General features: G+C 32.2%; 12 protein-coding genes and 1 pseudogene. 10 read left to right on the top strand and 3 right to left on the bottom strand.

All coding sequences use genetic code 11. The features are described from left to right. Window positions 1-3,384 (bottom strand): SusC/RagA family TonB-linked outer membrane protein, encoded by a 3,384-nt coding sequence (locus HHX25_RS05240; RefSeq protein ID WP_169670869.1) that lies wholly within the window; start codon window positions 3,382-3,384, stop codon window positions 1-3. A gap of 151 nt (window positions 3,385-3,535) precedes the next feature. Continuing rightward, the gene (locus HHX25_RS05245) at window positions 3,536-4,714 is read right to left on the bottom strand and encodes a FecR family protein (protein WP_169670871.1); all 1,179 of its coding nucleotides are present in this window, start codon (window positions 4,712-4,714) and stop codon (window positions 3,536-3,538) included. 118 nt (window positions 4,715-4,832) lie between these two features. Between HHX25_RS05245 and HHX25_RS05250 the strand changes: the two genes are divergently transcribed. The 10 genes and pseudogenes from HHX25_RS05250 (at window position 4,833) to HHX25_RS05295 (ending at window position 14,930) form a co-directional block, all read left to right on the top strand. Continuing rightward, window positions 4,833-5,429 carry an RNA polymerase sigma factor gene (locus tag HHX25_RS05250; RefSeq protein ID WP_169670873.1) on the top strand — a complete coding sequence of 199 codons (597 nt, stop codon included), beginning with the start codon at window positions 4,833-4,835 and terminating at the stop codon, window positions 5,427-5,429. 553 nt (window positions 5,430-5,982) lie between these two features. Continuing rightward, window positions 5,983-7,089, top strand: coding sequence for a T9SS type A sorting domain-containing protein (locus tag HHX25_RS05255; RefSeq protein ID WP_169670875.1), 1,107 nt, complete (start codon window positions 5,983-5,985; stop codon window positions 7,087-7,089). Window positions 7,090-7,576: 487 nt separating this feature from the next. After that, on the top strand, window positions 7,577-8,332 hold the full coding sequence (locus HHX25_RS05260) for a DUF6882 domain-containing protein (protein ID WP_169670877.1): 756 nt from the start codon (window positions 7,577-7,579) through the stop codon (window positions 8,330-8,332). A gap of 8 nt (window positions 8,333-8,340) precedes the next feature. Continuing rightward, window positions 8,341-9,384 (top strand): hypothetical protein, encoded by a 1,044-nt coding sequence (locus HHX25_RS05265; RefSeq protein WP_169670879.1) that lies wholly within the window; start codon window positions 8,341-8,343, stop codon window positions 9,382-9,384. A gap of 223 nt (window positions 9,385-9,607) precedes the next feature. After that, complete coding sequence (locus tag HHX25_RS05270) at window positions 9,608-10,402, top strand: cation transporter (protein ID WP_169670881.1); 795 nt, start codon at window positions 9,608-9,610, stop codon at window positions 10,400-10,402. Window positions 10,403-10,563: 161 nt separating this feature from the next. Next, the gene (locus HHX25_RS05275; protein ID WP_169670883.1) at window positions 10,564-11,268 is read left to right on the top strand and encodes a hypothetical protein; all 705 of its coding nucleotides are present in this window, start codon (window positions 10,564-10,566) and stop codon (window positions 11,266-11,268) included. 173 nt (window positions 11,269-11,441) lie between these two features. Then, entirely contained in the window at window positions 11,442-12,578 is a 1,137-nt protein-coding gene (locus tag HHX25_RS05280; RefSeq protein WP_169670885.1) for a hypothetical protein, read from the top strand. A gap of 163 nt (window positions 12,579-12,741) precedes the next feature. Beyond that, window positions 12,742-13,482 carry a helix-turn-helix domain-containing protein gene (locus HHX25_RS05285; RefSeq protein WP_169670887.1) on the top strand — a complete coding sequence of 247 codons (741 nt, stop codon included), beginning with the start codon at window positions 12,742-12,744 and terminating at the stop codon, window positions 13,480-13,482. 12 nt (window positions 13,483-13,494) lie between these two features. Continuing rightward, a pseudogene (locus HHX25_RS05290) lies at window positions 13,495-13,923 on the top strand (integrase core domain-containing protein); the annotation flags it as partial. 179 nt (window positions 13,924-14,102) lie between these two features. Next, window positions 14,103-14,930 carry a carboxypeptidase-like regulatory domain-containing protein gene (locus HHX25_RS05295; protein ID WP_169670891.1) on the top strand — a complete coding sequence of 276 codons (828 nt, stop codon included), beginning with the start codon at window positions 14,103-14,105 and terminating at the stop codon, window positions 14,928-14,930. A gap of 116 nt (window positions 14,931-15,046) precedes the next feature. Here HHX25_RS05295 and HHX25_RS05300 read toward each other — a convergent pair. Next, window positions 15,047-15,883 (bottom strand): transposase (locus HHX25_RS05300; protein WP_240964251.1); only part of this gene is annotated, 837 nt, incomplete at its 5' end.

Consider the following 15,883-nt stretch of genomic DNA (forward strand, 5'->3'; position numbering starts at 1 on the left):
TTAAAATTTAATATCAAAACCTAGACGAATTGTTCTTGCCAATGGATAGCTGTTAAATGAAGCTCGGGCAACAGCAAAAGTTCCTCCACCAGAACCCTCATTGGGGTCTAAACCTTCAGAACTTGCATCGGGATCATACCCATCAAAATCAGTAATAGTAAATAAGTTATCGGCAGCAATAAATAGCCCCAGTGATGAAATTCCCCATGTATCTTTTACAGGCACATTATATCCTAGAGTAATGTTTTTTAGCCTTATAAAGGAAGCATCTACTATGGTTAGGGAATTAATAGCCCTTGCTCCTCCGTACAAACTTGGGTTTTCTCCAGAAGGGAATGTATTTGATGGATTAGAAGCTGTCCAGCGTTCTGTATAATATTTAGAAATTGAGTTTCTAAAATCGTTGGTAGGGTATAATGCTTCTGTAACGTTTGCATCTAAGGTCTCAATACCTTGAACTCCTTGTAGAAATATTTCTAATGAAAAGTTTTTATATTTAAATGAATTGTTGAATCCAAACGTAAAATCAGGGAAAGGGTCTCCTAAGACTACACGATCATCTCCATCTACATCACCATCACCATCTTGATCTACAAAACGAGGCATCCCAGGAGAAAAAGTAGGTGTAGCCGACCCTGCTATGTCATCGCCTGTTTGAAAAATTCCGTCAATCTCATAACCGTAGAACGATTGTAAAGCCTCTCCTTCTCGTACCAAAGAATACTGGCTAATAAAAGTTCCTATTCTACCTCCTACGATCTCTTGGGTGAAATCAGGTAATTCAGTAACTTCGTTCTTTAAGAAGGATAATGTAAGGTTTGAGTTCCATTTAAAATCTTCCTTATCAATATTGTAAGTTCTTAAACTAAAATCAATCCCTGTGTTACGCACTTCTCCAATATTAGTACGAACTTCACTAAAACCAACTACTGCTGGTAGCGGTTTAATAAAAAGTTGATCTGAGGTCTTTCTGTTGAAATAATCTATTGAACCAGAAATTCTATTGTTCACTAGAGCATAATCGATACCCACGTTTATCTCTTTCGTAGTTTCCCACTTCAAATCGGGATTTGGTAAACGTGCTGCAACAACCCCTTGGGCTACTGCGCCTCCAAAAACAGAATTACTGCCAGAGGACACCAGCGTTTGTCGTGTTTCAAAATTATTGATTCCCTGATTTCCTAATTCACCATAGCCAATACGCAGTTTTAAATCATTTATAACTTTGTTGTCTTCTAGAAAACTTTCCTTACTCAATCTCCAACCAATAGCGCCAGAAGGGAAAAAGGCATATTTATTATCGGGTGCAAATCTTGAAGAACCATCTACTCTAAATGAGGCTGTTAAAAAATATTTTCCCTCATAGTCATAGGTCGCTCTGGCAATAAAACCGTTAAGTTGATTTTTAAATTTACTACTAAACACATTATCATTTAGTTCGCCATTACCAGCTTGTAACAGATTAGTTCCTGTACCATCGGTAAGAAAACCTCCAGCCTCCGCTCGTAAACCTCGTGTTAAAAACTCCTCTAAAGTAATACCTCCTAAAATTGAAAAATTATGTTTATCATTCCATGTATTACTATACTTTAACAAAGCTTCTACCAGCCAATGTGTGTACTCATTAGTGCTTACTTCTGCTGAGCCTCCATTACCAAGACCTTCTATGGTTAATCGGTTTTTATATAAATCTGTTCGTGCTGAGTTAGATTCACCTCCTAAACGAAGTGTTGCTGTAACGTTATCAACAACTTCATAATCTACATTTAATGAAGCATAAAATCTACTGAAAACCGTTTGATTATCTATTCCATTAATTAATGCCAAAGGGTTATCTAAAGCAATGGCTGGGTTTAAAAAGTACTTACCGTTTTCATCTAAACCTGAAGATAGAGTCGGGTCAAATTGAATGGCGGAATTGATAGGGCCTGCTCCCTCATTGGCTCCATTGGAAAAAAGAATATCGTTGTTTGTTTGCCTTGTAAAATTTGCATTGACAGAAAGTAAGAGTTTATCAACGGGTCTTGATTGTAGGTTAAGGCGTATATTATATTTTTTACTCGAAGAACTTTTTACAATACCTCCTTGATCGAAATAATTTAGACCTAAGTAGTAATTCCCTTTTTCACTCCCCCCTGATAATGAGATTTGATGATTCTGTACTGTAGCATTTTGAAAGATTTGATCTTGCCAATTAGTACCTTGCCCAAACCCTGCAATCTGTTCTGCTGTATAGGTGCCTGGTGCTCTAAAATTGACCAAATCGGCATAGTCTTGGGCTCTTAAGACGTCCAAATCTTTTGCAACGGACTGAAAACCTGTATATACACTATAAGTTAAAGAGGTTTTTCCTGCCTTCCCTTTTTTGGTAGTAATCAAAACAACCCCATTAGCTGCCCTTGTTCCATAAATTGCTGCAGAAGATGCATCTTTTAAGATATCTATTGATTCTATGTCTCCTGGACTCAAAGATTGAGGATCTACTCCTGGCAAGCCATCAACTACAAAGAGTACTGAATTATCACTATTTATTGAACCAGCACCACGCACTTGTATCTTTAAAGCGGCTCCAGGTGCAGAACTTACTTGACTTACATTTACACCAGAAGCGGCTCCGTTTAATAACTGTGAAGCATCGTAATTGGCTCCTTGGGTGAAATCTTCAGCTTTTACTGATGTTATAGCTCCCGTAAGATCTGATTTTCTCTGCACCCCATAACCTATCACTACGACTTCACTTAAAGAGGATGCATCTTCTTCCATCACTACATTAATAATGGATTGGTTGTCCACTAACACCTCTTGACTTTTATAGCCTAGGTAACTAAATACTAGCACACCATCTGGTTTTACACCTTCAATATCGTATTTTCCATCAAAGTCTGTTGATGTTCCATTAGCTGTTCCTTTTTCTAGAATACTTGCTCCAGGAAGAGGAACACCTGCTGCATCTGTAACAGTACCAGATACCGAAGATTGAAGTATTATAGCCTCGTTAGATACATTAGGCAGTTCCTTAGCTATATCTCTTTTTAGTATAATCTGTTCTTTGAAAACTTCAAAGCTTGTGCTTGTTTCAAAAAAAAGAGTCTTCAGTATTTTTGAGATTCTTTTTTTCTTTACTTTAACTGAAACAACTCTATTTAAGTCAATTTCTCTTCGATTATATAAAAATTTAAACTTAGACAATGATTCTATTTCTCTAATAACATCATTTACAGTAACTTCATTCATATCCAGCGTTAATTTAGTATTCTGAGAATACGAATTATTTGCACTTAATTGGAATAGAGAGCATACCAATAAAAACAATGTTAGTTTCATTTTAAGATCAAATTTCAGAACAGGATTATCTATACTCCATGAGTTAAAGATTTTTTTCATAATTTAGTTTTGTATTTGGTTTAAAATTCGTTTTAAATCACTTTTTATAAATCGGGAAATGGGCCAACATTTTCCGATTTTCTTTTAAAAGCAAATCAATTGTGGTTAATTTTTTAGTTAGTTTTTTTCATATACTTCTCGTTTTTATTAGTTAGTGAATCAAGACTTCATTATTAACAATTTCGTATTGAATAGCATAGCTTCTACTGAAGGTTTCTATTATTTCATTAATATTTTCCACATCAAAAGTGGCATCAAATAATTGTACTTCTAATTCTTTATTGCTATTTTTAATTACAACATTGTATTGTCTTTCTAAAGTCTGCCTTATTTGTTTAAATGTGGTATTTCTAAATATCAACTTACCGTCTATCCAAGCGGTATAAATTCTTGTGTCTACATTCTCAATGGATATATCATTACTGGATTTATCCCATTCTGCTTTATAGCCAGGCTTTAGCATAGTTGAGTTATTTGTTTTCTCATTGTCTTCACCTTTATTATAAAGTTCAACTGAGCCTTCAACCAAAACTGTGTTGCTATTATTATTTTCTGCATAATGTGAGATATTGAACTTCGTACCTAAAACTCTTACATTTATATCATCTGCATGAACAATGAAAGGATGCTCTTTATCTTTAGTAACATCAAAATAGGCTTCTCCTCTTATGAAAACTTCTCTATTAAGACCTTTAAGAAATTTTACTGGATATCTTATAGAAGTTCCAGAATTTAAGTAAACATTTGTTCCATCTGATAAAATAAGATTAAACTTCTTTCCATAAGGTATGTTTAGAGTATTATAAACTAATTTTTCAGGGTTAGAAGTTTCCAAATAACTAAGTTCTGTTTGGCTTTGATTTCCAATTAGATTCCCATTTTTATCTTTTATCTGCTTAACTTCTTTTGGGTTTATTACTTTTAAAGTTCCATCATCTAGTTTTATAGTAATTGACGCTTCTTTTGAAATCAAAATATTTGAGGTTGGAATTTCATTTTCATTAGTATTTATAGTGTTACTCCATTTATACCAATAGCCAACACTTAAAAGAACAGCAACTAAAGCTGCGTATTTAAGAACAGATTTGTTTTTATATTTATGAAATGGATTTTTATCTTTTTTTATCTTTTTAGACAAATTCTTCTTTATAGTTTCAATATCTGGTTCATTCATAGCTACCCTTAATTGATAATGTGTTTTGACATATGACTCGAAATATTTTTCATTTTTTGAATCCGAAATCCAATCAGATAGATCATCCAAATCATTTGAATCTGCCTCATTAGTAAGGTATTTTACTATGATTTTTTCTATGTCTTTGGGTTTCATTAATCGTTTTTCTTTTTTTAATAGACAAAGCAATTTTAAAATACCCTAAGTTTTTAACTATTTTTTTTTGATATTTGCATTATAATCTCTCAATTTTAAGAATATATCAAAAATACTCATGAATTATTCTGATAATAAAACATTAATCCATTCACTTAAAAAAGGAGAAGAAAAAGCTTTTATTTATTTAGTTGATAAATTCAGTCAAAGGTTATTTGCTTATGCTCTTACTCTAACAAACGACAAAGACATTTCTCAAGACATCCTTCAAAATGTATTTTTAAAAACTTGGGAAAAGAGGAACAAAATCAATATTTCAACTTCGTTACAAAATTATTTGTTTAGGTCAATTTACAACGAGTTTGTAAATCAATACAATAAAAAAAGGGCAACAATGCGCTTAGAGCATTCCTATTTTAAAGCCTTAGATAATGCAATTGAAATTAAGGATGAAAATTCATTTGCAAAAATCATAGAACATATTACTGAGGAAATTCAGAGGTTGCCTCCTAAATGCAGAGAAGTTTTTATTTTAAGTAGAAAAGAAGGCCTTACTAATATTGAAATTTCTAATTATTTAAACTTGTCTATTAAAAGTGTAGAAGCTCATATCACAAAGGCTTTTTCTACACTTCGTAAAAATTTAGGAGAAAGAGTTGATATCTCCTTATTTATGTTATTTGGGATTTATGACAATACTTTAAACCGAGATTGACCATAAGATTTTAAAATAACCATTTGATTAAATCTTATTTCGTTTGAATGACAGGATTTATAAGTGTTAAAACCTTTTAATTTTTATGGAGTTGGACTTTATTAATCTATAAAAATTGATACAATGAAAACACCAACAGAAAAGTTTTGAAGATAGCTTTACCCGTTAAAAAAAGACCTTGGATGGACGGATTATTTAGGCAAATCAAAAATCTAAGTCCGCCTTTTGTATATTCTAATACATAATCCAGGGTAAACTTTAGGTGCTTCTTTAAATTATAAATCGTTGCTGCTATATAATCAAAATCATGATAAATAACCTAGCTAATTTCACTGAAAACAGTGTAATGAAAGTATTAGAGATTACTTTACTTTGTCAGGTAGATTAAATGTAATAAACAATTAAATTTAATAGAATAAAGAATCTTTTAACCAGAAAACAATGGTTAACACAAAAAGATGAAGCATTAAAACGGCTTTTTATTTCAAGTGTTAGCAAACCATTGAAAACATAACTTTAATTATAAACAATAAATATGATAACCATAAATAATATGACGAAAATTAAAGCAATTATTTTATTAATTTTTAGTTTTGGGAGTGCATACGGACAAACACTTCCACCAAAACAGGCCTATCCTCTCGATGTTAAACAGATACATAGCGGGCATAGTTTAACCGATCCTTTGTTTGGACCTTGGCCTGGCCAATACGTGGAGCTAATAAGTGAATTGAGGAGTACTTGGGCTGGTGATGAAATTGTAAAAGCTACGATTCCTGGATCAGGTATGTTTTGGCGCTGGGATCATGAAAATGACCTTTCTCCTTCTGCAAGATATAATATCGATGACTTTGAATTACTAGTCATTACAGAAGCAGTTCCTCTTACACAAATTACAAATTCAAACGAACACCTTTCTCTATATGTGAATAACGCATGGAATAATGGCAATAATGGTAATGGAGCCGCCACTCTTTTATGGACAACCTGGACCAATATTGACGATAGCGATGGACCGTGGAGACAAACGCTTGATGATTATGAATCACTTTGGGAAGAAATGCAGGATTATGCAAATGCAAACAGACCAAATGGATCGACTCCCGTTTATTTAATTCCTGGTCATAGAATGATGGCTCGTATTTACGATGATATTCAGCTCAATTTAGTTCCTGGGATTACTAACATCAACCAATTATTTAGTGATAATATACATCCAAACTCATTGGGAGCCTATGCTATTACTATGATTCATTATGCTTGTGTTTATAATCAAAGCCCTGTTGGCTTACCTAACGATTTGATGGCCAACCCTCCTTCAGGTTTTCAAACGCCATCTCCTGAACTTTCAGCTTATTTACAAAATATAATTTGGGAAATTGTAACTAACTATTCAAGAACAGGAATTACTGATACATCACTAAGTATTTCTGAAACCGAAGCAATATTGAATGACACTAGTATCTATCCAAATCCTACGAAAGATATAATTTACATAAAAAACGAAGATTTGAATAACAATTTAGAAAAGACAATATATGATATTAAGGGGAATATATTATATAATGGTAGTGATAATAAGATAAATATAGGTCATTTTTCAAGCGGAATTTATATTTTAAAAATCGGAAATCGTAATATTAAACTCGTTAAGCACTAAAGCAACAACATTTGCAAATACGCCATATAACTAATAGCAAAATGGTGTTAAATTAAGTTTTTCTGCTCTGCATCAAAATTTGTAATATTTGATAAGGATGAAATCTTAAAACCGCCTACTATTAATAAACATTAAAGAAAATTGGAGTTGAAAAAAATGAAAAGAATAAATCATTGAACATCAATTCGGAACTTTAAAGCGACAATGATATTTTAATTATACCTTAGTCAATACCAACAATATAAAACATCGTTGCATCATTGGACTCCTCATATGCTAAGCCATTCCTTTGCAACTCATCTTTTATAAAATGGGGCAGATCTAAGATATATACAAAATCTTCTAGGACAGAAATATACACGCAAGTTACCGTAAATAATTTTAAGTTAATACGAAATCCCCTAGATTTGTAAATAAACATACATGGAATATAAAGGACATATATCCTTTATATTATTGTTGTGCTTAATGCAAAAAAAGAACTGAATTGATATTTAAACCTCTGAAATACGAAAAATACGCTGACAAAATTTGTCGAAAATTAACTGAATTTCAAGACGGCTTCAAGAAAGAATATGATATTGACAATTATGCCAATTGGTTCTACAATCAATCGAGTGAAACATTAAGACTTTACTCGGACGATAAAGAGGTTTATTTCAAATACATTCCTGTCGGCACATTTTCGCAAAAGACAAATACTTGGATGTGGGCTTGGGCTAATAAAGATTCTGTTGAACCGAGAAAATTTCGAACTTTAAAAGTCAAGGAATTCGGAGAAAAAAAGAAATACGACAATCTGACTAATGCACATTTTGACGGAGACAAATACACAGGTTGGGAATTAACTTCTATTGCATTTGACATAATTGGTGGAATTGGAACTTATCGAGTAATTTCTGAACATTTGGAAAAATATTTTCTTTTAACTGAACAGATAACAAAAGAAGAAGCCGAAAAAATTGAGAGCGAATTAATTGAATGTAGCATTCACGGAAAAATAAGAAAAGCTTTTATCTGTCAACACTTGAATACAGAATCCAAAACTGGATTTGAAGAAGCTTTCGAAACATATCGTGGAATGGAATTGGATGAAGATGACGATTTTCAAGCTTGGTGTTCTGAATGCGAAAAAGAAAGACTTAAAACTGATGGTTGGAATGATTATTCTATGGAGTTTGCTCAAATTAAGTTAGTCTGTGAAAGATGTTACTTTGGTATTAAAGAATTGAATTCGAAATAAAAAACAGAATGCCAGAAATTGAGAATATAAAATATTTCGCGCTTTTAGAGGAATTTGAAACCTCTGACAAGCTTATTAAATTAGGTTTTGGCGAACTACAAAATATAAATCTCAATAACGATTTTTACTTTCTCCCTTTTCAACTTTTGTCACAAGGATTTGAGAGATTTATGAAAGCCTACATTTGTACAGCTCATTTTCATAAACACGGAAAACTTCCAAACTTCAAATACCTAAGAAAACTTGGGCACGATTTAGAAAAATTACTTAACGAAATAATTCAAAATTATTATACAAATTTTAATAGACCACAATTTGATTTAGATAACGATTTTATTCAATCTGACTCGGATTTAAAGAGACTACTCTTTATTCTTTCAGAGTTTGGTAAATTATCAAGATATCACAACTTTGATTTAATTACTGACAATACCAAAATTGGAGTTGACACTAAAAAACTTTGGGAGGAGTTTGAAAACACAATTCTCAACAAAAACGATTATGAAAAATTAATGGACTTCGATTTAAGTCACGAAGTTTATCAAAAAATAAGTCATCAAATTATTATTGTTTTTGAAAAGTTTATCTCCGCATTATCAAGACAGTTTATTTTTAAATGTTTAGGTCAAAAAGGTTTGCAATTATCAGCAACAACTGCTTATGATTTTGGTATGCTTTACGAAAAGGATTTTGGAAAAAAAGACTACAGAAATCAAACAACAAAATATCAAGAAACGCCTAAGAAAGTACATAAACGAACAATAATTGATGAAGTTCAACGAAATGTAAATCCAGATTTTAAATCAAAAAAAATAAAGAAATCGGAATATGATGGAGGATGGCCTTTTTACGCTGACGAAATAATTATTGAATGTAGACAAAAACATTGGTGCATAGTAACAATTGATGGATTTGATTACGCTCTGAATGGTTCTGCTAAAGGAAGATATAAATTAGAAAATCCACACGATGCTGGAATGGCTATTTTAGGAAAAAGCATTTCTGATTTTATAAAAATGGCATTAGATTTAAACATTGTAGAAAAGCACTAAAGCACAACAATGTATAAAAAACATAGGGCGTTTGTGCTAAACCGAAAGGTCTGTGTATATTAATGAAGTCCGCTAAATATAAAATTTGGCGTTTATAGTAGAAAAGATAAAAGCAAAATATTTATATTTAGCTAAGTAATAAAACGAAACGAAAGTGCTTATCACCTGCCCTACATTTCTTATACTTAACGTTGTGGTTAATGCGAAAAACCAACAAAATTGAATGAACAAAACGATATTTGAAATTACCAAAATGGATTGTCCTTCCGAGGAAAACCTAATCCGAATGAAATTGGACGGAATTTCAAGTATCGCGAATTTGGACTTCGACATTCAGAACCGAAAACTGACCGTTTTCCACAGCGGACAAATTGACCAAATTGAAAAGTCCGTTCTCGAACTGAATTTAGGTGGAAAGAAAATCTCGACCGAACAAACCGACCAAACGGAATTTAAAGAAAACGCAAACCAAAAAAAGCTACTTTGGTCTGTACTTTCCATAAATTTTGCCTTTTTCATTATCGAAATGACAACAGGACTGATTTCAAAATCAATAGGATTGGTTGCCGACAGTTTGGATATGCTTGCAGACAGTTTCGTTTACGGAATAAGTCTGTTTGCAGTTGGCGGAACGTTGATTAGAAAAAAACGAATTGCCAAAATTGCGGGATATTTTCAAATAACACTTGCGATAATCGGATTCGTGGAAGTATTAAGAAGATTTTTCGGAGCCGAGAAACTTCCCGACTTTTCGACAATGATAATCGTTTCGATTTTTGCACTTATTGCAAACGGAATTTGCCTTTACATTTTACAAAAATCAAAGAGCAAAAACGAGGCTCATATGAAAGCGAGTATGATTTTTACCTCGAATGACGTGATTATCAATTTGGGAGTTATAACAGCAGGAGTTTTGGTAAATTGGTTGAGTTCGAATAAACCTGATTTGATTATCGGAATAATCGTTTTTGCGTTGGTAATCCAAGGTGCATTTCGGATTTTGAAATTAAGCAAATGAAAAAAGCACTAACCACAACATTGTATAAAAATAATAGCGGTCTAAGTGCTTAAACGAAATGAATATTATAAATCAAACGTCAGTAACAAACAGAAAAATAAGCGCATAAAAATCCGCTACTATTCTTATACTAGACCGTTACCACACATTTGACAAATAAAGTGAATAAAACAAAACAAACACCTTTAATCGTTCTCAAAGCACTTGAGCCATACATCAATAAAGTCGGAGAAAATTTCATCAATGTTGATTCTGGAAAAGATTTAATTCGATTCTCAGATATTGACACCGAATCTGATTTCCATTTTTATATTAAAGAATATAGAGTTAAAGGTCAATTTCAGGTTTTAATAGAATACACACCGCATTCTGAATTAACAACTGACAAAAGAGAATTATGGATACAAGGGACGGAAATCAGCAAATATTTCAATGCTTGGATTAAGTATTTAAAAATGTATGATACTGTAAAATCTATATTTGAAGACCCAATTATAGAATCATTTAGAGATGACTATTATACGGAGTTTGAAATTGTTGATGAAGAAAAAGATAAACCATTAAAACCTAAGCATATTCTTTTACTAGATGACTATTTTGAAAAAGTCACTAAGAAACTTGATAAACATATAACAGAATCTAATTCAGCAGAAATTGACGAAATTAAAAATGACATTACTGAATTAAGAGATAATTTATCCAGTAAGACAAAATTATGGATTGCTAATAAAGTTTCTTGGATATGGGCTAAAATGACTAAACTTGGCCCTAAACTTATGAAAGATTTTGTGAACGAGGGAAACAAGCAAATAGTAAAGGAAAGTGTTTCTCAAATTATTGAATTTGGAAAAAACTTACTAACATAAAAAACGTGTGGTAACAATGTATAACCACAATTACGGCGGATTCGACTACGTCCGAATCCACTCGGAATTGCTAAAGTCTGTGTCAAACCGAAAATTAACGCATATTAACCCGTAACTGACGGTTATACTAAACGTTATAAGCAATGTATTAGGTCATTATAATTATAAATATCATGAATAAAGTAAAAAAATGTCTGCAAATGTTTTCGGAAAAATCCAATTCTAGATATAAAAACCTATCGTTTTTGGATATAGCATTAGCAGAAAATTGTACTGAAAAAGAATTTGTAGAAATTCTTAAAAAGAAAACAAATACGTACTTATATACGGAGATTTCTGATTTTGCTTGTGAACTTTACGAATACGAAGATTTCAAAAATTTCAAGAAAAAAACACAACATCTAATAGTGCTTAATGAAGATATTAACATCGAACACGTAGAAAATTATAATGACATCCCTATAAAGCCATTTATAAGTTACTGGATGAGCTATGAAGGAGAATTAAGTCCTGATGCTAATCACTTTATTGATGACCCTGAAGAAACCGATTATCTAGAGTTCTATACCAAAGTAACAAATTGGTTGTTACATCATAATGATTTTAAGCCTAATTTATCGAAAAGCCATCCTATTGTAAAATGGGCAAAAAGACTTTCTAAATCAGATGCATATGCATATGCAGAGCTAGGTAATATATTACTAGAAAAATTAGGAATGTTAGAATCTAATAAAATTGACACTTCCAAAATGGGATGGATGGAGTTAATGGAATATAAACTTACCAATAGTTGCAAGGATTTCATAATGACTAAGGAGAATAAAGTACATGGACTAATTCTTTTTTATAGTCAAGATGCGTTGACATGTTGGTGTGATTACAAAGAAAATGAAAGCCTTTCTTTGCATAATATAGAGGAATGGATTAATAAATCTTATGAAGAAGCAGCTATAGATTATTATATTAGTATACCGTTTGATGATGAGGATCAAACGGTAAATGATATAGGATATTTAATGTTATCTATAGTAATGGCAAAAGTCGTAATTAACCTGAAAAAAGATGTGAAATTAAGTGCTTATTTTTCTGAAAATTTGAAAATTGGTATGAATATAGATGAGACTAATCAAAAACCTACATTTCATGGTAATTACTTTGGCAGGTATACTCCAAACTCTAAAATTCTAAAAAAGATAGTAAAAGAATACGTTTCTAGTAAAGAGAATAAAGAATTAATTATGGATCTTATAAAAAAACAACCTACTGCTTCTGGGTTAGAACTTTGGAAGGAATTGACGTACGAGGATTAGTTCTATTAAAACTGTAGCTAATAAATCAATCGATTAATGAACTACCCCGCAGCAAGCTGACGAGGTATCAGAATTGGTACGTTAAACAAACATCCTTTAACAAAGTTAAAGAAACATAGTTTACACTTTTTAAGGTATAATTTGAAGGAAAAATCAAATTATCATGCCTTGGAAAACGACAACAACTATGGAACAAAAAATTGAATTTATCTGTGAATGGCGAACAGGAAAATATACCATTACAGAATTATGCAAGAGTTTTGGAATTTCTAGACCCACCGCTTATAAATTGATTGATCGCTTCGAAAATCAAGGCTATGAGGGACTAAAAGAGCAATCTAGAAAACCTGGAAAACATCCCAAAACCACAAATGAAAAAATTATAAAAAGTATTCTAAGGTTAAAAGAAAAACATAAGCTCTGGGGAGCAAAAAAAATAAGAATTTTATTGTTTAAAGAGTTTACTAAAGATCAAATACCCTCGGTGGTGACTGTTCATAATATTCTTCGAAAAAACGGTTTAGTATGCCCTCAAAAACGAATGCGTAGAGTAAAACCTGTATATCCTATTTTTGACCCCAAATCGTGTAATGAAGTGTGGAGTGCGGACTATAAAGGTAAGTTCCTTATGGGCAATAAAATATACTGTCATCCGCTTACAATCGCAGACTCTAAAAGTCGATTTTTATTCACTGCCAAAGGGCATTATAAAGAAACCTTAAAAGCTGCAAAGGCTGAGTTTACAAAGGTTTTTAGAGTCTATGGCATCCCTAAACAAATACATACTGATAATGGAAGTCCTTTTGGATCGGTACGAGCTATACAACGTTATACTCAACTCTCTTACTGGTTTATAGAACTAGGAATTACCCCTGTATTTTCTGACCCAGCTCATCCTGAATAAAACGGTAGACATGAACGCATGCATCGCGATTTAAAAGCCGCTTGTGCTAAACCTGCTACCTATGATTTAAAAGCCCAGCAAAGACGTTTAAATCACTTTGTAAAGGAATATAATCATATACGCCCACACGAAGCTTTGGATATGCGAACACCTGCTGATATACATGATTTTTCATGTAGACCCTTCCCTGAAAGAATACCTCATTTTGATTATGATAGTAGCTATAAAGTACTTAAAGTAACTAAAAGTGGATCCATTAGATGGAAATCATATTATTGGGTATATTTAACAGCTGCATTAAAAGGAAAACATGTAGGAATTCATGAACTAGGTCAGGGGATTTGGAAAGTATATTACAGAAATGTACTTTTAGGATACTTTAATGAAAAACAATTAAGAAACAAACAACAATCGACAAGGTTAGAAACTAATTTAGTGTAAACACATAAGCTTTAACTTGTGTAAACTATGTATCTTAACGAACATAAAAAACGACAATATTCAGAATTAAATTAATCTTTTGAAAATTTTAAGAATTATTCATAATTGTTTATTAATTAAATAACTTTTAACATACTAAATTTTTTAAAACGATTATCATAGACGATAATTTTAAAACGATGAAAAAAGTATTACTTGTTGCATTATTCTTATTTACTACATTAGTTACATTTGGACAAAATACAGCAGACGGAGTAGTCAAAAATGCTCAAACTAATGAACCAATTCCATATATTAATATTGGAATTCTAAATAGAGACAAAGGAACTGTTTCTAATGAAAATGGGGAATTTACTCTCAAAATACCAAACGAATTCATAAATGACACAATAAAAATTTCATCTATTGGATATGAATCAAGGATTTTTATTGCAAACGAATTTATCAAAACATTAAAAGAAAACAAGAATATTTCGCTTTTAGAAAAAGTAATTGAATTGAATGAAGTTGTAGTTTCAAATAAAAAACTGAAAGAAAAGGTTATAGGTAATAAAACCAAGTCAAAAATGATGAGAGGCGGTTTTAGAAATGCTGAACTTGGAAATGAACTTGGAATTAAGATTAAAGTAAAAAAGAGTCCAATTCACTTAACAAAATTTCACGCAAACGTTACATCAAATACAGGAGAGAAAATGAAATTTCGACTTAATTTGTACGATATAGAAAAGGGATTGCCGAACAATAAATTAACAAATCAAAATATTATTTTCAGCGTTGATGCCAAAGAAGGTGGATTCACCTTAAACCTTTCCGAATATAACATTATCGTTGAAGATGATTTCTTTTTGACCATAGAATTGGTGGAAAACAAAGGAAATAAAGAAAATGAGGTTTTCTTTTCAGCAGGACTTTTAGGAAATGCTACTGTGACACGTTTGACCAGTCAAGCGGAATGGAAAAAATTAGGTAGCGTTGGAATCGGATTTAGTGTTACGGCTGAATATTAATGGAAAATTACTTTTGCTAACATTGGTAATCGTTGCACAAAGCATTAAAAAATCGTAGAATTGAATCCAAAAGCTCCTTTCTAAAGGGCTTTTGTTTTTAAAGGCATTTTTTTCCACTAAATATTCAAAGCTGTTAAAGGTCTTATCTGAAGTGATATTGAGGCTTTTAACTCTAAAACAAAATGATGCATCCCTTGGGCATCACTTTTCACGGTTTTACCAATAAATTTCAAATATTTTTTAAGGTTATATGCCATAGCCGATAGATGCATCACCTTATTGGCCTGTGCAATACCAATGGTATTTATCTTTCTAAGCCCCATAAATTGGGTAAGGGTACCAAATACCGGTTCTACCGTACTTTGACGTTTACTTTTCATATAACGCCCCTCCGAGCTGTTTACACGAACATTGTTACGCTCATACTCCGCTCGATAAAACGTCACTGTAAATTTCTTTTCCTGTGCCGATTTACCTAAACATTCGGAGCGAATGGGACAACCTATACAAACCCGCTTTGATGCCCTATATTCCTTTTTCCTAGTATTGTTCTTTTTCTCTATAAACTCTTTTTTAAAGGGAATGATTTTGCCTTGTGGACAGGTGTAATAATCTTGTGACTTATCATATGTAAATCCATCTGGACCACCCTTGTAAGTCCCATGGGGAGGTATAAAACTTCGTAAACCCTCTGACTCTAAAAAAGCATAGTTCTCGCCACTGCTATAACCTGTATCTGCTAAACAATTTCGCCATATCAGCCCTTGGCCATGCAATCGTTTTTTTAATCGGTTACTAATATCTTCTAAATATTGATTGTCCTTTCCCTCGGCATGATAGGCCTGAATATCCGTGATTACATGGTGAGCTGTATCCACACTAAGCTGGCTCAGGTAATTTAGTTTTCTCGCCTTACCAGGTTTGACACTGATCCTGGCATCGGGGTCGGTAGG

The sequence above is a fragment of the Flavivirga algicola genome (assembly GCF_012910715.1).
Lineage (GTDB): Bacteria > Bacteroidota > Bacteroidia > Flavobacteriales > Flavobacteriaceae > Flavivirga > Flavivirga algicola.